The following is an 18,375-nucleotide window of genomic DNA, read 5'->3' as shown; positions in this document are numbered from 1 at the left end:
CGAGGGACGTTTATGAATATCTCACAACTGGAAGGTTTTATGTACACCGCCCAAACCGGCAGTATCACTGCTGGGGCTAAGAAGGCGTTTATCAGTCAGCCGGCAATGACCAAATTAATTCAGGACTTGGAAAAAGAACTAGGAACGCCCTTGTTTGACCGCGTTGGCCGCGGGATTCAGATCAATGCTAAAGGGCGAACTTTTTTGAACTATGTGGAAGCAACCCTCCAGCAGTTAAATCAGGGCATTGACGCAGTCTCATCACCCGTTTCCACACGGCAGCGGCCCATCCGTCTGCTAGTGGAAGTGGCGTCTGCGCTGATTCCAGAAATCATTACACAGATCCACCAGATTTTTCCGGCTGCGCCTGTGCAATTAACACAACGGATCAGTACCGTCAATGACACTGAGAACTTTGATTTCACGATTTCAACGCGCCAACCCGCGACTAATTTGCGGTCGTTACCACTGCTGACGGAAGAAATTTTAGTTGGCAGCCTCGAGCCAGTCTTCCAAACGTCAGTGATCACCCCTGCCGAACTTGCATCCCACGCCTTAGTCACGCTTGGTCGCCAGACACCGCTACGCCGAACGATGGACGCCTACTTTAAGTCGCAACGGGTGCCTGTCGATTATCAATACGAATCAGACGACCCCGCCAGCATCCGTGCGCTACTGCTACACGGCATTGGAATCGGCTTTATTCCCGCCATCACTTGGCACGCGACCGGCTCACAGTTGCACTTGACGCGCTTAAATCCGAACCCGCCGTTACGAACGATTTATTTGACGGAGGGACAGAGCAATGAAACGCCGCAAAATCGCCGTTTAGCAAACGCCCTCGTGAAATTATTCGTCGACACTCGCGCGCAATCCTTATAAAATCGAATCTTATAAAATCTGGCCTAGTAAAAACGTGGCTTGTAAAAATGAGCCTTGCAAATCTGAAAAATTCCGCTAAACTGAATCTAAGATTATCCACCATTCGATCTCACACTATTCGAAAGGTGGCGACGAACAATGAACGAACCTTCAACTCAACCTGCCCAGCAAGCTGATATCGGGGATTACCTGAAATTAGGCGCTTGTACGGCAGTCATGGCACAACCAATCTTGGCGGACGCGTTAACGGTGCACCCAACTGTGGCCGTGCAAGTTGGCATCGGGGTCCTTTATAATTTGGTCAAGTATACGGCCCCCGCCTTCATCTTTGGCATCCTGTACACGACGACCCGGACGACGTTGGCACGGCGTGAGCTAACTTATGGGACTTATTTACGGCAACAGTGGCACGCCTTGTTTGTCCCAACGATTTGGTGGACATTAATTTACTTGGTTCTGATGCCCCAATTACAACAGGGTTCTCCTTTCCAGAATTGGAAGGGATTTCTCTGGCGCTTTACCAATGGTAACGCAGCGCCGCACCTGTGGTATAACACCATGATGCTTCAATTCATCGTCTTGATGCCACTCTTCTGGGCGATTGGCCGCTGGTGTCAATATCACCCACACCGCGGTGAACTAGTGCTGACGGTGACCATTCTCATCACCGGTTTATGGCTGTGGTTCTATGACACACAAATTTTCCATGGCCCACAAATGCAACACTGGTACTTATTCGACCGGTTCTTTGTCAGCTTTCTCATCTTCGGGGTCTGCGGTGTGCTGGCGTGGGTCTTTCGGTCCCGTTTTGACCACTTGATCATGCGCTGGTGGCCGGGCTTAGTCGGCTTATTGCTGCTTTGCTTCTGGTGGACCAACCGGGAATTATTCAGCTATGGTTTCCCGATCAAGCTGGGGAACGCACCGTACTACAAACCCTCGATGACCCTATATGCGTTTGCCGTGATTGGCCTGCTGACAGCGCTGTGCCTGGCGCAAGTCAAGCGGCACCGCACATTTACAAGATTCGTCCACCGCTTCGCTGGCATGGCCTACAAGGCGTACCTCGCAAACGTCTGCTGGTCAACGTTGCTCTGGCTGAGTTTTGGTCGCCAACTGACGACTTGGTCACCCTTGCTTGGCATCGTGGTCGTCTATCTGCTGACCTGGCCATTGTCATTCGGCTCGGCCTTTGGGGTACACTGCCTGTGGACGGCCGTCAAACAGCGCAGCCAACGTGTTCGTGAAACGGTTTAAAATGATTACCGATCGACAAAAAGGAACAATTGACGCCACTTGATCACGCGTCAATCGTTCCTTTTATGTTTCACCTAAAATTCTGATGAGCACCAGCGGAATTGAGGCTATGTCCCATTTACGACCTGATACTGAATTCCGCACAAGCGCTCGCTTACTAATCACACCAATCAACTATCGAGGTGATTGATGACGATGAATTAGTCTTCGGTGCCAGTGCTACCACACTGTGCTGGTTCGTCAGATTCTGTGAGCGATGATCCGTTAGCATCACCAACCAGATACCCACTAACATCATCGATCCCGCCGCAATTAGTGCTAATCCAAATTGTTTCATTATTTCACAATTCCCTTCTCAATGTTTGCCATAACCTTTTTTATTTCCACTTTCCATCTGTGCTAGTTATTCTTTAGTATTAAAGCTGATTAAATCATGCCAATTTCCAAGTTCAAAAGCTGTCAGCTGAGGCCCGCTGAAAACAGTGCGAGTTACCGGAAACGTGCAGTGATTGAATCGTCCTACGCCGGCTTCCAGGCATTCTGGGCAATGGCCGGAACGTGGTGGACGCAGATTTAAGCCGACAACCCACGTCTTAAATACTGGTCTTTCACGCTGGCTGCATTATTGACGAAACATGTTCGGGTCAGACTGGGACTTCCGGTTAGCTACGCCAGAACGCCAAGCGGAAATGCACCGCTTAACGCTCTAGCTAGGCTAATCCTCAGTCCCAACCCGTCTGAACCTCACACTCTGCAAAACACTTGGCCTTGCCCAAAATACCTTCCAGCCGGGATGGTATTCGAAAGGCGGACATGTATGAGCTCAACTTTTTGTTGAATTAGTCGTTGGTTCCTTGATACAGGGTCATTTTGACAATCCCTGTCAGAGTGATTCTAAAAACAGCTAAGCTTTTTTACCTAATGCTTTAAAGCTTCTGATAAGCAGCTTCACTAAACTTGTCAGAATTTTCTCCAATCGTATGAGATAGCAAAGTCTCAAATTATAAACGAAGATAATTGTATCGACTAAATTCAAGACTAATGTCCGTTGAATCTTGCAAATAAAATTCAACTGATTTTTTCAGTGATTGAGTGTGATAAAGCATTATTGAGACCAATTAAAAGTTTACCTGAAGGACCAGTCACTTAATATTCAGTGGTCAATTGCACCCAAATAGGTGGCTGTTCATCTGCCATTCGAGCGGGTTCCCGACTGTAGGGGCTGGCGGACAATGCTCAAGGGCGAAATTCTTCTTGTCTGGGTGGGGTTCCCGGGCTAGAAGAAGACTCGTATTTGAAATTGCGCAGTGGGTTTCTGCGTGAGTTCAAATCGATGTCCGCCCTGTTCCAGCGTTGTCAGCCGGCCCCGGAGGTCGGAATATGGCGCGCCTCGGCTGACGAACAGGAATCTAAACTGGCATGATTTAATCAGGATTCATGACCAATTAACTAGCACAATGCGTATTTTCTACGTCTGTCTGCCCCGCACTAACCATAAATCGTCTTGAGTGCCGATATATCGGCATGCGATAAGGTCGTTTGGCCTTGATCAAATGGGTACATCACCGAATCAAGTTGGCGACTATGGTCTAATCCCAGCGCATGGCCGACTTCATGAACGGCAACTGAGGTGGCGACCGCCTCCGGATAAGCCGTATTCAGTCGTGCCTGGCCATGATTGAGCGTCTTAACGACCGCATACGTGACGGTCGGACCACCCTGACCAAGTTCAATGCTGCCGTTTGCATGCGATTGTTGTTGCTGATACGTTCCCAAGGTTAATGAATTACGCGTCAAGCTCGGTTTGCCGGGTCGTAACTGGACTAATCCTGTCTGGTTATAGGTCTGAATTGCCGTATGAAAGACCCGTTTGACCGGCTTAGGCGTTGCTTGTTCAAAATGATAGACATACTTTGATGATAATCGCTGCCGGGCAACCAACGAATTAACCGGGGTGGTTCCCCGACTAATCGTCACGTTTGAGGTCGTTTTTGGCGCCTCAACGAGTGACCGTAACGGCTGGATCATCCGCTGTAACTCATTGATGACGGTCGCTGGCAACTTTCGAACCGACCGCGGTCGCAGTAACGCCGCCTGTTGTGAGCGCACCAAATTGTCATGGTTAAGACTCCAACCGCCGATAACTAGCGCCCCCATGACGACTAGGACTCGCCAGTGCTTCATGAAAAACCTCCTTGTATGCTTGCCATCCGCAATATTGTCGTGACCGCAATTTCTAACTTAATCTCGTCGACGGCATTGCAGACTGTTTCCAATATTAAATGGCTTGTTTCGTTGGTCGAATGACCATTTCGTTAACAGCGACGGATTCTGGTGCATTAATGGCAAAAGCCACTGCTTGTGCGATATTGACTGGGCCAATTCCCAATTGTTTTTCTATATCGATTTCTGCTTGCTGATGTGTCTTGTCAGCGATGGACTGATACAGCTCAGTTGCCACGCTCCCTGGAGAAATCAGTGTCGTTCGAATGTTATTCTGATACTGTTCTTGTCGTAAGCCTTCCATAATGGCGCGCACCGCAAATTTTGACCCACTGTAAACGACGTGGTCTGGAACAGCGATGTGCCCCGCAACGGAATCAGTCGCCAAGATATGACCATGCTGCTGTTTGATCATGGTTGGGAGGACCGCCGCAATCCCATTCAGCACACCAGTAACGTTGACATCTAAGATTTGTTGCCATTCATCACGAGCACCCACACTCATTGCATTTACCGGCATAATCCCGGCGTTATTATAAAATACGTCGACCCGCCCGAAGCGATCGAGGGCAGTTTGAACTAACGCTTGGACATCCTCATAGTTGGTCACATCTACTTGTTGTGGCACAATCGTTGCATTTGGTAACGCCTGCTTGAGTGATTCCAATCGTTCTAATCGGCGTGCACCAATGACTAATTTGGCGTGCTGTTGCGCCAAAACTTTAACGGTTGCGGCACCGATACCACTGGAAGCACCAGTAATAATAATCACTTTCTCGCTTATACTCATCACTTTCATCCTCTCTTGTCTGTGAAGCAAACATTGACTGATAAATTGTCCTAAACTTAAACGACGTCTCATGACGCCAGGTTAGTTGTCCGCTCTGATGATTGCTCATCAAAGCCCAATGTTTAACTCACTGATTGCTTATTATCATAACTGCCGGTCTGAATAATGTTAAATACTTATTGAATATGGAATTACCATACTTTTGGCTATACTTAATGCTAGTCGCTGCCACCATTTTGCATGTTTTAGCGCCAACCGCAGACAACTAAGCGCCCTAATTATGACCGAGACCCATCAGCGTTTCATAAACAACCACTTGTGATTCATTTTTCGCCCGGCATCACGACACCTAAGCCCGAAGATATTGATTATCACGTATTTCTAACCAGAGACTCACTCAAAACTCATTTTGCAATAACCATCATAACGGTTGTACACAAAAATGTGAAATACCTTTTTAACATGGTCTTACATTACTTTTGGATATGGTTAACATCGTGTTGAACACCACGGTCAAATAAGGCACAAAGTACTCCGCCACTTATCTGGCCAGACTAAAAGTCCCACGTCAAGCTAAGCTTTGGCGTGGGACTTTTAGCATGATGCACATATCCATCAAGATTATTTTAATTCTACCCGTCTACTTCAGCTGTGCTAATTGACAACCACTGAAACCGATCAACAAACGGGAATTCATTTAGGCCGTCACCGCATTGTCCATTAAGATAATCACCTTACCAAAACTCTCAGTCGCTTGTAGGTAGGCGTGCGCAGCTGGCACATCCTTGAACGCAAAGACACGGGCGGGTTGTACATCGACGTGGTAATCGTGAATAAAATCAAACAACGCCTGAAGCTTAGCCTCGGAAACATCACCGGACGAGAAGCCGGTCAAATAGCCATTGTTTGGAATATCACTGATTGGATCAAAGGCCGGAATCGTCCAGACACCACCTAACTCACCCGTGACGTTGACGATTCCGCCATCATTCAGATGTTGCAACGAATCTTTGGCGCTAAGTGGCCCAATTAAATCGATAATCTTGTCAAAATTTTCCGTGGCAGCTGGTAGTTTAGCTGAATCTGGTGCCACGATGACAGCATCAAACCCTGCAGCTAGTAACGCCGACTCTTTGGAAGCCCGGCGCGTCGTCCCAGTCACGGTAATTTGAGGATTGAACGCCTTGATCAACTTAAGCGCCGCAATTCCGACTCCGCTGGTTGCCGCCCGAATCAAGACGGAATCAGTTGCTTGTAAGCGCAAACTATTGAAAATACCAAAGGCCGTGTAATACGTTTCCGGTGTCGCCACTAATGATGCTAACGGCAAGTCCGTTTGAATCGGATAAACCTGACTGTTGGGGAGTAAGACGTATTCGGCGTAACTGCCATCGTACGCACGCCCCATCTCTCCCATAATCGAGACGACGCGCTGCCCTGACGTCAACTGGTCGGGCGCACTGGTCTCATCCACGACACCCACGACTTCGATACCTAAAATCCGCGGCAACTGCACACTGGGTGACTTGCCCTCGCGCGTAAAAATTTCAGAATGATTAATGCCAAAACCTAATACTTTGACCCGGGTCCACCCTGGTTTAACAACTGGCTTCGGAACGGTCGTCAGTTCAAGCGCTTCGGGACCACCCGGATGATTAACAACGTATGCTTGCATGATAAGATTGCTCCTTTTCATTATTCTACTCATTACTATTTTAATAAATGGTGCGCTTTAAGATAGTGCTTGGCAACTGTTGCTGCTTTCTGATGTTGGACCGTTACTTGATAATTCATCGTTTGCATATCAGTTGTCGATATCCTGCCCGCTAATTTTTTCAATGATCGAACGATTTGCGGGTGCTGGGTCATAAAGCGCTTGGTCATCAATGGTGCACCTTGATATGGTGGGAAGAAATGCTTGTTATCCGTCAGTAATACCAGGTGATACTTCTTAATTTGAGGATCAGTCGTATAGGCATCCGTCACGTCAACTTTACCCTTGGCAAGTGCTTCGTAGCGCAAGGCTGGCTCCATTGTTCGAACCGATTTAAAGTTAAGACCGTATGTCTTTTGTAGTCCCGGATACCCATCAGATTGTTGATAGAAATCGGGGTCAAACGCGGCCCACAATTGTGGGTAGCGCTTTAAGTCCGCATAAGTCCGCAAATGATATTTTCTAGCAGTGGCCTGCGTCACGGTAATCCCGTAGCCATTTTGATAACGCATCGGCTTTAAATAAGCCATCTGATACTGTTTTAATAACGCCTGCTTAGCGGTCTGATAAGTCACATTTGGATCAGCATTCAACTTGGTGTGTCCTTGGACCAAGGACTGGAGCACCGTACCGGTGAATTCTGGATAAATATCGATTTTATGGCTCTGCAATGCCTTAAACAAAAAGCTGGCCCCACCGAAATTTGGTTTGAGCGTCACCTTGACGTTCGGATTATCTTGCTCGATTAAATCCTTGTACATATTGATTAGAATCTCAGGCTCACCACCCATTTTACCAGCAATCACCACATTTTCTACTTTTGGCGTCATCAGCTTTTTAACACCGACACCACCAGCGATGATCATGGCCAACACCATAATACCAATAATCATATGTTTCACTGGAGCTCGGACCAAAATCCGAATCAACGCACTCGCAACTAACGCCAGTACCGCAGATAGGACGGCACCCACAATTAACGCATTATTATTGTTGGTCTGAATACCTAGGATAATGTACGTTCCAAGTCCTCCACCACCAATTAAAGCAGCCAAAGTCGCGGTCCCAATGACCATCACAACTGCAATCCGGATGCCCGAAATAATTATCGGCATGGCCAATGGAAATTGAACTTTAAATAATTTAAATCGTTTTGAAACCCCAAAAGCATCCGCCGCTTCGATCAATAACGGATCGATATTGGTCAGTCCGGCATAAGTATTCTGGAACACCGGCATAATGGCGTATAACACTAGGGCAATAATCGCTGGTACGGTTCCAATCCCAACAAACGGAATTAGAATACCTAAAATCGCCAGACTGGGAATTGTTTGAATGACACCAGTCACTTGTAACATTAATTCTCCCAGCTTACGATGATTTAGCGAGACTGCAGCCAGCGGAATCGCAATAACAACGGTGATTAATATTGCAATCACTGACAATTCGATATGTTGGCCTAGCGCACTCACAATTGCAGATTGATTTTTGGTCAAATAGCTCATTAAAGCACTCATTTAGCTTGGCCTCCCAACTGGATGGTTGCCATGTATTGCATCAAATCTTGTGGCGCCAAAACTTTGCCGTCAACGCGAATCAAGGCGCGTGGCTTTTTCGCTAAAATTGCCGCCCACGTTGAAAGCGTGTCTGTTCGTTTCAATTCAATCGCGTCATTTGACGTTTCGCTTGAGGAGACTGTCCCAAGGTGGGCAGTTAAAACGGCCTGTAGATAAAGCTTGGTATTCATCTCACCGGCAAAGAAATTAGCCACAAATTTATTTTGCGGCATCGTTAAAATCTCAGCGGGCGTGCCCACCTGCTGTAACTCACCATTATGAATCACGGCCATTCGATCAGCTAGCTTAATGGCTTCCTGCATATCATGGGTCACAAATACAAACGTCGTTTCAAGCCGTTGATGGAGCGTCAATACCAATTCCTGTAACTGGCGCTTAGAAATCGGGTCAAGCGCACTAAACGGTTCATCCATTAATACGATCAATGGGTCAGCTGCCAAGGCCCGAACAATTCCAACCCGCTGTGCTTCACCACCTGATAGCTCACTAGGATGGCGTTCTGCAAACTTTTGTGGGGCCAGTCCAACCAATTGTAATAATGCGTTCACCCGCTCATGTTGTTTTTTGATTGGCCAGCCGAGAACGGCCAACGAGATGGCCGCATTCTCAAAGACCGTCATATTTGGAAAGAGTGCTCCAGATTGTAAAACATAACCAATCGTCCGTCTCAGTGTCTGAACCTCAACATCATTGACTTTTTGATCATCAATACGTACCTCTCCACTTGTTGGCTCGTTTAATCGATTGATCATCTTTAATAAGGTCGTCTTCCCTGATCCTGAAGGGCCGACTAGCACAAATAGCTCCCGACTATTAATGGTCAAATTAACCCGCTGCAGTGCAACGGATTGTGCATAGGTCTTAGTGACTTGCTTAAACGTAATCATGAATTCTCCCTACCTTCTGTCTTTGCCGACAAGTGCCCTCGCATTCGAGCTCAACGCCTGTTTCCGTGCGTGGTATCAGTTGTCTTTTTAAACAATAATCACTATAATAGCAATACGCACAAAAAGTAAGTAGGCACTTTTAAGTTCGACACATACTTTTAGTAAGAATTAATCAATGAAAGGGATCACGACCAATGTCTTCAAGAAAATTATTAGAACAAAATGGAATCTGTCCGGTTGCCACAACGATTGATTTACTCAGTAGCAAGTGGAAAGTGCTCATCATGCAAGATTTACTGAAGGGAACTCGGCGCTATTCCGAATTACGGACAAGCGTTGCTGGAATCAGTCAAAAAATGCTCACGCAAAGTTTACGGGAGATGACCGATGACGGCTTGGTCATTCGAAAAGCGTTCCCCGTCATCCCTCCCAAAGTCGAGTATCACCTCTCCGAATTAGGTGAAAGTATGCGCCCAATCATTAATTCAATGGCCGATTGGGGCAGCGACTATTTGGACCACCATCCCGAGAAACGACGAGTCACCATGCAACCCACTCCGGCGCAATAAAAATCCGTTGGACGCAAAAAGACGAACGGCGCTAGTTCTAAGCTAGCTGCGTTCGTCTTTTTAAGGGCTCTAGAATAGCTGTTACTTGGCGTGACTGCTGATTTTCGCAATTGTGTCGCAGTCAGTCCGTAGCAATTGAATGACTGCCAAATAACTGGCTGACCCAGTGATTCAGCCTCTAATCACACAGCGCAGGAACCAACTAATTTTGAGCCGTCGGGTGCCGCCGGGCCTTCATCGCTCTGGCAATCACCACTAATTCAATCAGCACGAGTACAAACAAGATGCCCAAAGCCATCGTTGACCCGAGTGCCGTTCGATGAGCAGTCGTCCCGCTAGCCTGAACTTGAACTAAGGTAATCACCGCTGAAACTACGGAAGTCCCAATGGCGCCAGCAAACTGTTGCATCGTATTGAACACGGCATTGCCATCCGCCTGCTGTGATAGCTCCAGCTGTTGGAGGCCGCTGGTCATTGTATTCCCCATGGTTAGCCCGATGCCGACCATCAGGAGGATATAAATCCCCAAGATCAACCCACCGGTGAGTCGCATGCCCAAAATCGTAAATAGTGCCATCGCAATTACGAGAATGGTCGACCCCGTCAGCACTGGTTTGGCCGCACCAAAGTGGTCGAGAATTTGACCACCTAAAGGCGCAAAAATTGCCCCAATGGCGGCACCTGGTAAGACAAATAACCCCGCCAACAGTGCACTCTGACCATTCACCAATTGGATGTAGTTCGGTAAAATAAAGGCTAAGCCCAACGCACAAATTTGAACTAAGAAATAAGCCAGTAAATGCCCGTCATAAGATGATGACTGAAAAATTTTAAGGCTAATTAATGGTTGGTCAGTGTGCTGGGTGCGCGCGATGAAACCCACTAACCCGACCAGTCCAACGATGAGCCAGGCCACAAACGGCCACGGTTGCGTTGTCACCGTTGAAAGTTTGCTAAATCCAATCGTAAACCCGACGAACAATAGCACGATCATCAACCACCCGCGGACATCAAACCGGGCCTTAGTGGTTGGCTCTGCCTGGCGAATCGCGTAGATTCCTAGGATTAAAGACAGAATGAGGACTGGAATCAAGAAAATAAAAATCCAGTGCCAGTCCATACTGTTGACAATGATGCCACCAAAGGTCGGTCCTAACGCCGGTGCAATCGCCGTAATCAGCGTCCCAATCCCCATCAACGTGCCCTTCTGATTGGCAGGTGCCCAATCGATGATAATATTGAACATCAATGGTAACGCAATCCCTGTGCCACAACCTTGAATGATGCGGCCAATCACTAATAGTGGAAAATTAGTCGCAACGGCATCCACGACCAGACCGGCAATAAACAATAGATTGGCCGTTACGAACAGCGTTTTTGTCTTGAACCGCCGTTTCAAAAACGCCGAAATCGGCACAATCGTCGCCACAATCAGCAGATACGCCGTCGTCATCCATTGGACGGTGGCAGTATTAATGGCAAACGTCCGCATTAATTTGGGAAACGTGATATTCATCGCCGTTTCGACAATCACCCCGCAAAAGGACAAGAGTCCCGCAGCAATGATTGCCAAAATCAGCTTCAAATCAACTCGCTTTGACATGCATAATTCAACTCCTTAGCTTATAGTTCGGTTTCGAACTATTCACCATTCTAACACACTGAATTGAAGTGTCTAGTGATAAATCAATTGACATCACAGCTGATAGTCCATATAATGCAAATTAGTTCTAATACGAACGATACACACAATAAGGAGCAATCTCGTATGGAAGATTCTTTAGGTGTCATGATCAAAAAAGCCCATAACGCCCTCTCACGCGACTCAGACCACTACGCCAAAACACTCGGGCTGACTGGCATGCAAATCAGCGTCATTAATTTCATCGCCAACAATGAGCAACATCACGATCTTTTTCAACGTGATCTGGAATTGGAATTCAACATCCGTAAAGCAACCTGTTCCAGTCTCGTCAGTAAAATGGTCGCCGACGATTTACTGGTCCGCGCACCCGTGAAAGACGACGGCCGATACAAGCGACTACTGTTAACGCCCAAAGCACGCCAACTTGCGACTCAGATCGAAGCCTTTTTTGAAGCTAGTGAGCAACGGATGGCCACCATTTTGGGCGCAGAGACCCACCTGACTTATGAAGGTTTGCGCCAAATCGCCGTGGCATTCACGACGCCGACACGGGCACCGGAAAGTTGGTAGTATCTTTTCTGGAATCTGTGCCACATTGTTTGGTGGCTCGATTGAACCGTGCGGCGAGCTCCGCCAAATCTAACCCGCATGCCTGATTCGCGTGCACAACTTGTCAATTTTAAAAGTGTGGGCCAACCGGAAAATGAATCCGATTGGCCCACGCTTTTTCAGCACCCTGAATCTTAAAGTTCGAGCGCTATTTTGATTGTACTCACTTCAAACTCTTATTGACCCACTTAATAAAGTTCGTTTCATAATTACCGGTCCGCTCAGCTTCAGTGTGTCCCTGTCCCCAAACGGTAGCAAAATTAACATTTTTCACTTGCGGATTTTGTTTCAATGTCAGGGCCAGATTAGTTTCAACCGTCAAAGCCGTATCCGTCTGGTCAATTCCAGTCCGAATCCGCCAATACTTGGCAACTTTACTGGTATTATAGCCATCATAATAACTTGTCAGATAATACAGTGGATTATACAGATTCATCCGTGATTGAATTGACTTACCCTGAGCATTGGTCTTCTTCAAATCTGACTGGTAGGCTTTCGCATAACTGGCCTTATAATTCTTTAGCTTGGCATACTTAGCGTGATTGGCCGTTAATAACTTACTGATCGTCGAGTCAAAGTGGTTAGCACTGCTGCCACTCGTCGCAAATAGCTTGTTCTCAGTCTGTTGCCGGGTCAGTCCATCAAAAGCACCCACATCTTTGGAAGCCGTCTTACAGTGCTTAACAAAGGCTTTCATACTGGTAATCGTGGCCGTGTTCTTTTTGGCATTATAAGTAATCCATTTGCCATTCTTATTGAGCGCCTTGATATAGGCCGTGGCGGTCTTGTAAGTCTTGCCACTCGTCGATGAAGCACTGGTGGTTCCACCTGAAGGCGCACCACCAGAAGGTTGACTTCCTGACTTGGCTGTCCCTGATGGCTTGCTGCCGCTTGGCATTTTTCCAGTTGTCGTGCCGGTTTGGGCTGCGGCACCACTCGGACCTTCATTACTAGTTGCCTTGTATGGGAACGTCGTGTCTTTCAAGAAGTTATTCAGTGACTGTTCGACCTCTTTTTTCAAATAAATGGCGTAACTACCAGACGTATAAATACCGTTAGTCGATTTTTTAAGCGTTAAGGTCTTGCCATCAGCATCTTTTAACCCCAACTTATTGATATATTGCGCGTAACTGGTAGCCATGTCATTGGATAGCGCCTTGGTCCAAGTGCCTTGCTTACGCGTACCAGAATTTGAGTATTGTCCCATATTCCATTCATACGCTTCATTAGCTGTATCCAGGCTAGTGATCGGACACCAAGCCATTGCACCAGCAACCGCGTCACTCGTCGACTTACCACTCGTTGTCGCCATTGGTGCACCAATGGTTTTCAGGTAAGTCGTGTATTTCTTGCTGTCACCGGTCGCACCCATCAACGCACTCTGAGCACCACCACCACTGTGACCAAAGGTGAAGACCCGATTGGTATCGCCTGCAATCCGTTTGCTGTTCAAACGCAGGGTCCGGACCGCTGCTTTCAAGTCGGTCACACCCCAAGGCGACGATCCATTCGACTTATCCGTTTGATTCAGACCCCGACACCCAGCAGCAACGTAAATAAAGCCCGCTTTGGTATATTTGTTTGCATTACTATCATAGCTGGTCGGTGCCGTTTGTGCCGCGTACCCAGGTGTATTAACCGGCATCACGATTGGCGCCGTCTTGGCGGTATACCCTTTAACCTTGGCCTTATTATTAAAAGTGATGGTATACGTCTTCTGACCACTAGCCTTTGCCGTGACATACTTGGCCGGAATAAAGATCCCCATCGATTCATAAGTGCTACTACTTGTTTTGGTGCCATACTTGACGCCAACTTGATAATAGACTTTATTTTTGGCGTTGTAGCGCCATTTCTTTTGATTAATCAATAATTTCTTGGCATTCTTGACATCTGCAGTCGTCACCGTCTGCTTGGTGGCTTTTGCAACCTTAGTGGCCGTGCTGGTCGTCTGCTTAGTCTTGGTCTTCGTTTGACCACAAGCAGCTAAACCAACGCTCATAACGAGCAATCCGCCCATCAAAGGCGCTAATTTTTTGAATTGCATGGTACTATCTCCTCTACAGGTTCTGACTTTATTAGTGGGTGGACCTATTTTCCTCCCTTTCAGCGCTAAAAAATCAGTGCAAAAGAACGACTTTGATTCAGCAATCATGACTGACAATCACCGTGCCAGTGCGAATCTTGCTGGTAAACTCATTTTACCATCAGGCGAATTGCAGCCACAACGGATCACACCTTTAACTTTCAACCGGGCAAACCTCTTGCCATAGCAACCCGAAGCCATTTCAAAATGCTCCTGTACCAGCTCAATTTGCCAATCTATCCGATCAGTATTAATTCTAATCGAGACACTGGATGACATTAGTTTTTCGGTATTGAATATTTTTTTGCTGATTACTCTGCACCCCAAAAACGGCCTCGTCGCAAAAGCGAGAGGCCGGGCTGATCTTTTGTTCGCGATTGATGATTGGTCTTAGATGCACGCAAAACTGCCGTCTGCAAACGCTGTACGTGGGTCACATTGATGCTTTCGGACGGGCGGAAATCAGCAGCTCATGTTGCGGATAATCTCGATTATGAAGCACCATATCAGCAATCAGTGTTGCCAGTGAAAAGATGCTTAACGGGCCGCCGCTAACAGCATTTTCAGCGGATTCCACAATCAACTTATCAGCTTCATCCGTATATTTGAAGAAGTGGCATTCTAAGAGCGTGTATGCCAAATCACTGGCTTTAATCACCGCCGCACCCGCTTTTTGTCCGGCCACATAATTGGTTTCCACTTCCCGACTAAAGCCAAATTCACGGTTAGCCAAGTCGTACATTGCTTCCGAGATCTGATCCGCATTGATTTGGAACTGTGTCGTCCATAACAGCCGCTTGACGCCCACTTCATCCATCGCCTGCACTAGTGCCGTTGCGAACGTTTCCGCTTGCGTAATCCCAACCGTCGAAAAGACGACGTCAATACCGACCAGCGCCCGTTTTAAATCTTCAACACTGGTCGCATCACCAATCAATTGTGTCGCCAGCGAAACATCATGGTCATGCCGATGATGGTCCAACAAAGTCACGTGACACTCAGGCATCACCGCCACGCGTCGATAGACTTCATACCCCAACTTACCCGTACCAATAATTAACACATTCATCATTAACCACATCCCCATCTAATTTAGGCGGCCAACGCTGTTATGAAAGCTAATCATGACACACAATCGTGTTCGGTTACCTTGCGCCTTGATTCCGACCGCCTTTATGCTCCCATTATACGCATTTTCCAGCCTCATATGCCGGAATTTACGAGGATAATCAGCGATCATTGTCTGTAGCCATTGATACCGGTCGGACTTTTTCATATCAGTGGTAATAACGACCACTATTATGAGTCGTGAGTTGAAAATAATAATGGCGTCCCATCACGACCATTGAACCATCATGAAAGAACGCCATTTATACTTTTTTTCTAACGACCGACTTACAAATTTTGATTGAAGAAGTCGGCAAATTTATCAAACGGGATCACATTGACATTGTCGTAAAAATCCACATGTTGCCCATGCGGTTCAACAACCAGTTGTTTGGGATCGTTCAGACGCGCATACGTTTCTTCCGAGAATGCCTTTGAATGCGCTTCATCACTGGTTACTAGCATTACTGGACGTGGTGCGATCTCATTGATACGGCGCGTCGCTTCAAAGTTCATGAAACTTAAATTTGAGACTCCTGTAATGTTATGCGTTGCATTTGGGTGCCAGCCCCGTTTGAAGCCGTAAAAGCTGAAGAACTCTTGACTAACAGGATCTAGCCCTTCCGGAATCGTGGTTACGGGATGATCTGGAAATGTCCTCTCAGCTGCGTCAAGCGCTGACCAGCGTTGTTCACTCAATGTCGCTAGCTGCTGTTGCCGGGTCTCACCTGTGGCCAGATTAGCTAAATGTGGAATATCATACATCACACTGGTAGCAACGGCCTTGATACGGGAATCCTGAGCTGCCGCAGCTAACGAAAATCCACCAGAAGCACAAATACCCAGGGCACCAATCCGCTGACGATCAACAAATGGTAATATTCCTAAATAATCAACGCCCGCAGAAAAGTCTTCGACATATGTGTCAGGAGAGCCACTATAACGCGGCTGTCCACCTGAATAACCATGGTAGGCCGGGTCAAAAGCCAGTACGACAAAACCGCGTTGTGCTAATTGGTTCGCGTACACACCTGGTCCTTGTTCCTTAACGCCGCCAAATGGTGGTCCGACAACAATTGCAGGTTGTTGTCCCTGATTACCACCATCCTTGGCATAGTATAAGTCAGCGGCGATTTCCACCCCAAAACGAGTTGGGTAATAGACTTTTTCACGCGTGACATTATCGCTCAACTCAAAAATATACTGATCTTCATCTGCGGTCACCCGCGTTGCGGCCATCGTAGGTCCAATTTTCATAAAAAGCATCTCCTTATGTTGTACTGCCAATTAAGGTCTTTCATTAACTTAATCAATGTCGTCAAATCATCCTGTCAGTGGCTATTTTGTGTTAATGAACTTATCCAGTAACTTTAAAGCTTGACGTTGATTGTGGCCTTCAAAACCGTGCCCCGCGCCAGACAAAACATGCAGTTGTCCATGCTGATAGTTGGCTGCGGCTTGGCGCACATACTTGATTGGGACGATGTCATCCGCATCGCCGTGGACGATCAACACTGGGCCCCGATAAGTCGTCGCCGTTTTGGTGACATCTTGGCGTAGCAGCGCTCGATAATACGCCCGACCGACTGTAAACCCGAAAACGTCAGTCGTCCGTGGTACTGCACCGATGGTCTGATACTGACTCCGCGCATCGTGCGTCATCGAAAATGCGGGATACATTAAGGCCAACCGGTCAACCAACTTAGGATGCCGACTGGCAACTAGTCCGGCAACCACGCCGCCCTGACTACCACCGACGAGCAATGTGCGCCCGGAAGCTGCAGCTGAACGTGCTGTGATGGCTTTAATGACCGCCGTCAAGTCATGGGCCTCGGTCTCAATCGACATCTGTGTCTGCCGAACACCAGTACTTTGACCACCAGAACTGCCGCCTGGAAAATCGAACGCATAGGTCATGTAACCACGGCTGGCTAAATGGCGCGCCGTCCCGCCCAGTTCCTGGTAAGTACCACCTAATCCGTGCGCAACGATGGCAACGGGCATCTGCTTGCCATGTTTTTTAGGCGTATACAGATGCCCATAGATGTCCTCACCGCTGAACTTAACGTGTACCACTTGGTCATTGATTGCTAATCGACGATCGCCGGTCGTCACTTTTCCAGCAGAAGGCCCCTTTGTCTCAGTACTCGTGTGGCGCTGACAACCAGCCACCATCAGTAATACAGAACTGATACCGATAATCAAGCTAATCAACAAATGACGTTTCATGATTGACTCCTCGCAATTCTAACCCGAACATGATTGCCCATGTTTTTAATAACTTGGCGATAATTTTGACTATCAAAGTGACCAATGATATGAATGCCTTCATAATACGACTCAGTTCCCCAATAGAAGACAATGCGTTGGTCCGGAGACCAGTAGCCGATTGCCCCTTGATTACCAGCATGACCACTCGGCATTCCAGTCGTCGGTAACGCATGATGCAAATCCGCAATCTTCTCAGGAAAATCAGCATAGTCGCGAAAACTGAGCGTCGTCGGGAGCTCCCGCGCAAAGGCCTTCGCTGCACTGGAACGATTCAGATGAGCGGACAGTTGGTGGCCGTTGATCGTAATCGTGATCCGTTGACCAACCTGTTGATCGTCTGTACTCGACTGCGTTTTATTTGACTCGGCTTTTTTTGACTTGGTTTTTGTCGATTGTGATTGCGACGAGTGGCGATTGGTTGACGTTGTTTGCTGTGTTTGTTGCTGGCATGCAGACAGTCCAATCATTCCAATCAATAAACTTAAAATAACTAATAACCGTTTCATTCGAATCCTCCTTGTCTCGTCTAGCTTGGTTATTAGTACACTGGCCCAGCATTGCTATGTTAAATATCTATTTATTATGATGTACTATAGCATAAAAGCATTGATTATCAAGTACGTCACGCAGCGCCGTAGTAAACCATTGATAATTTCAGCTTCAACGTCATATGATGGGCTTCATCAAGTCCATTGCTAAAAACTGGTCCGACTTCGAAATTTCGAAGCCAGACCAGTTGCCGCTTTTTGATTCTCTGT

16 protein-coding genes are annotated in these 18,375 nt (G+C 47.3%); 4 read left to right on the top strand and 12 right to left on the bottom strand.

Annotation, left to right across the window (positions count from 1 at the left end):
• Window positions 1-12 precede the first annotated feature (12 nt).
• Window positions 13-882 carry a LysR family transcriptional regulator gene (locus tag MZO40_RS06095; protein ID WP_105961968.1) on the top strand — a complete coding sequence of 290 codons (870 nt, stop codon included), beginning with the start codon at window positions 13-15 and terminating at the stop codon, window positions 880-882.
• Between the two features lie 138 nt (window positions 883-1,020).
• Window positions 1,021-2,139: a hypothetical protein gene (locus tag MZO40_RS06090; RefSeq protein ID WP_105961967.1), complete on the top strand. Its 1,119-nt coding sequence runs from the start codon at window positions 1,021-1,023 to the stop codon at window positions 2,137-2,139.
• A 157-nt stretch (window positions 2,140-2,296) separates the two neighbouring features.
• Here the strand turns inward: MZO40_RS06090 and MZO40_RS06085 are convergent, their stop codons facing one another.
• The 6 genes from MZO40_RS06085 to MZO40_RS06060 form a co-directional block, all read right to left on the bottom strand.
• Window positions 2,297-2,476: a hypothetical protein gene (locus MZO40_RS06085; protein ID WP_050338560.1), complete on the bottom strand. Its 180-nt coding sequence runs from the start codon at window positions 2,474-2,476 to the stop codon at window positions 2,297-2,299.
• Window positions 2,477-3,627: 1,151 nt separating this feature from the next.
• The gene (locus tag MZO40_RS06080; RefSeq protein ID WP_050338559.1) at window positions 3,628-4,323 is read right to left on the bottom strand and encodes a M57 family metalloprotease; all 696 of its coding nucleotides are present in this window, start codon (window positions 4,321-4,323) and stop codon (window positions 3,628-3,630) included.
• A gap of 94 nt (window positions 4,324-4,417) precedes the next feature.
• The gene (locus MZO40_RS06075) at window positions 4,418-5,155 is read right to left on the bottom strand and encodes an SDR family oxidoreductase (protein ID WP_165861037.1); all 738 of its coding nucleotides are present in this window, start codon (window positions 5,153-5,155) and stop codon (window positions 4,418-4,420) included.
• A 694-nt stretch (window positions 5,156-5,849) separates the two neighbouring features.
• Window positions 5,850-6,827 (bottom strand): zinc-binding alcohol dehydrogenase family protein, encoded by a 978-nt coding sequence (locus MZO40_RS06070; RefSeq protein WP_105962085.1) that lies wholly within the window; start codon window positions 6,825-6,827, stop codon window positions 5,850-5,852.
• Window positions 6,828-6,862: 35 nt separating this feature from the next.
• Entirely contained in the window at window positions 6,863-8,383 is a 1,521-nt protein-coding gene (locus MZO40_RS06065; RefSeq protein WP_252133162.1) for an ABC transporter permease/substrate-binding protein, read from the bottom strand.
• Complete coding sequence (locus MZO40_RS06060; RefSeq protein WP_105962084.1) at window positions 8,380-9,330, bottom strand: ABC transporter ATP-binding protein; 951 nt, start codon at window positions 9,328-9,330, stop codon at window positions 8,380-8,382. The genes MZO40_RS06065 and MZO40_RS06060 overlap by 4 nt, the downstream gene beginning before the upstream one ends.
• Window positions 9,331-9,524: 194 nt before the next feature.
• On the opposite strand from MZO40_RS06060, the gene MZO40_RS06055 reads away from it, so the two are divergent.
• On the top strand, window positions 9,525-9,899 hold the full coding sequence (locus tag MZO40_RS06055) for a helix-turn-helix domain-containing protein (RefSeq protein WP_252133161.1): 375 nt from the start codon (window positions 9,525-9,527) through the stop codon (window positions 9,897-9,899).
• A 202-nt stretch (window positions 9,900-10,101) separates the two neighbouring features.
• On the opposite strand, the gene MZO40_RS06050 is transcribed toward MZO40_RS06055, so the two are convergent.
• Window positions 10,102-11,502 (bottom strand): DHA2 family efflux MFS transporter permease subunit, encoded by a 1,401-nt coding sequence (locus MZO40_RS06050; protein ID WP_252133160.1) that lies wholly within the window; start codon window positions 11,500-11,502, stop codon window positions 10,102-10,104.
• A 165-nt stretch (window positions 11,503-11,667) separates the two neighbouring features.
• On the opposite strand from MZO40_RS06050, the gene MZO40_RS06045 reads away from it, so the two are divergent.
• The gene (locus MZO40_RS06045; protein WP_056952280.1) at window positions 11,668-12,114 is read left to right on the top strand and encodes a MarR family winged helix-turn-helix transcriptional regulator; all 447 of its coding nucleotides are present in this window, start codon (window positions 11,668-11,670) and stop codon (window positions 12,112-12,114) included.
• A 202-nt stretch (window positions 12,115-12,316) separates the two neighbouring features.
• Here the strand turns inward: MZO40_RS06045 and MZO40_RS06040 are convergent, their stop codons facing one another.
• The 5 genes from MZO40_RS06040 to MZO40_RS06020 form a co-directional block, all read right to left on the bottom strand.
• Window positions 12,317-14,200 (bottom strand): subtype A tannase, encoded by a 1,884-nt coding sequence (locus MZO40_RS06040; protein WP_252133159.1) that lies wholly within the window; start codon window positions 14,198-14,200, stop codon window positions 12,317-12,319.
• A gap of 472 nt (window positions 14,201-14,672) precedes the next feature.
• Window positions 14,673-15,311, bottom strand: coding sequence for an NAD(P)H-binding protein (locus tag MZO40_RS06035; RefSeq protein WP_225367285.1), 639 nt, complete (start codon window positions 15,309-15,311; stop codon window positions 14,673-14,675).
• 323 nt (window positions 15,312-15,634) lie between these two features.
• Window positions 15,635-16,603 (bottom strand): alpha/beta hydrolase, encoded by a 969-nt coding sequence (locus MZO40_RS06030; RefSeq protein ID WP_225424072.1) that lies wholly within the window; start codon window positions 16,601-16,603, stop codon window positions 15,635-15,637.
• Window positions 16,604-16,684: 81 nt separating this feature from the next.
• Window positions 16,685-17,575, bottom strand: a complete 891-nt coding sequence (locus MZO40_RS06025; RefSeq protein WP_105962081.1) for a S9 family peptidase — start codon at window positions 17,573-17,575, stop codon at window positions 16,685-16,687.
• Window positions 17,572-18,123, bottom strand: a complete 552-nt coding sequence (locus MZO40_RS06020; protein ID WP_105962080.1) for a cyclophilin-like fold protein — start codon at window positions 18,121-18,123, stop codon at window positions 17,572-17,574. The genes MZO40_RS06025 and MZO40_RS06020 overlap by 4 nt, the downstream gene beginning before the upstream one ends.
• Window positions 18,124-18,375 lie beyond the last annotated feature (252 nt).

It is taken from the genome of Lactiplantibacillus sp. B652 (assembly GCF_023806745.1).
Classification (GTDB): Bacteria; Bacillota; Bacilli; order Lactobacillales; family Lactobacillaceae; genus Lactiplantibacillus; species Lactiplantibacillus pentosus.
The sequence above is the reverse complement of the archived record's forward strand: the minus strand, read 5'-3'. Positions and strand labels throughout refer to the sequence as shown.

Excerpts from the sequence above, each read along its gene's own strand:
- MZO40_RS06095 (WP_105961968.1), top strand. The coding sequence starts at position 13 with ATGAATATCTCACAACTGGAAGGTTTTATGTACACCGCCCAAACCGGC.
- MZO40_RS06090 (WP_105961967.1), top strand. The coding sequence starts at position 1,021 with ATGAACGAACCTTCAACTCAACCTGCCCAGCAAGCTGATATCGGGGAT.
- MZO40_RS06085 (WP_050338560.1), bottom strand. The coding sequence starts at position 2,476 with ATGAAACAATTTGGATTAGCACTAATTGCGGCGGGATCGATGATGTTA.
- MZO40_RS06080 (WP_050338559.1), bottom strand. The coding sequence starts at position 4,323 with ATGAAGCACTGGCGAGTCCTAGTCGTCATGGGGGCGCTAGTTATCGGC.
- MZO40_RS06070 (WP_105962085.1), bottom strand. The coding sequence starts at position 6,827 with ATGCAAGCATACGTTGTTAATCATCCGGGTGGTCCCGAAGCGCTTGAA.
- MZO40_RS06065 (WP_252133162.1), bottom strand. The coding sequence starts at position 8,383 with ATGAGTGCTTTAATGAGCTATTTGACCAAAAATCAATCTGCAATTGTG.
- MZO40_RS06060 (WP_105962084.1), bottom strand. The coding sequence starts at position 9,330 with ATGATTACGTTTAAGCAAGTCACTAAGACCTATGCACAATCCGTTGCA.
- MZO40_RS06055 (WP_252133161.1), top strand. The coding sequence starts at position 9,525 with ATGTCTTCAAGAAAATTATTAGAACAAAATGGAATCTGTCCGGTTGCC.
- MZO40_RS06050 (WP_252133160.1), bottom strand. The coding sequence starts at position 11,502 with ATGTCAAAGCGAGTTGATTTGAAGCTGATTTTGGCAATCATTGCTGCG.
- MZO40_RS06045 (WP_056952280.1), top strand. The coding sequence starts at position 11,668 with ATGGAAGATTCTTTAGGTGTCATGATCAAAAAAGCCCATAACGCCCTC.
- MZO40_RS06040 (WP_252133159.1), bottom strand. The coding sequence starts at position 14,200 with ATGCAATTCAAAAAATTAGCGCCTTTGATGGGCGGATTGCTCGTTATG.
- MZO40_RS06035 (WP_225367285.1), bottom strand. The coding sequence starts at position 15,311 with ATGATGAATGTGTTAATTATTGGTACGGGTAAGTTGGGGTATGAAGTC.
- MZO40_RS06030 (WP_225424072.1), bottom strand. The coding sequence starts at position 16,603 with ATGAAAATTGGACCTACGATGGCCGCAACGCGGGTGACCGCAGATGAA.
- MZO40_RS06025 (WP_105962081.1), bottom strand. The coding sequence starts at position 17,575 with ATGAAACGTCATTTGTTGATTAGCTTGATTATCGGTATCAGTTCTGTA.
- MZO40_RS06020 (WP_105962080.1), bottom strand. The coding sequence starts at position 18,123 with ATGAAACGGTTATTAGTTATTTTAAGTTTATTGATTGGAATGATTGGA.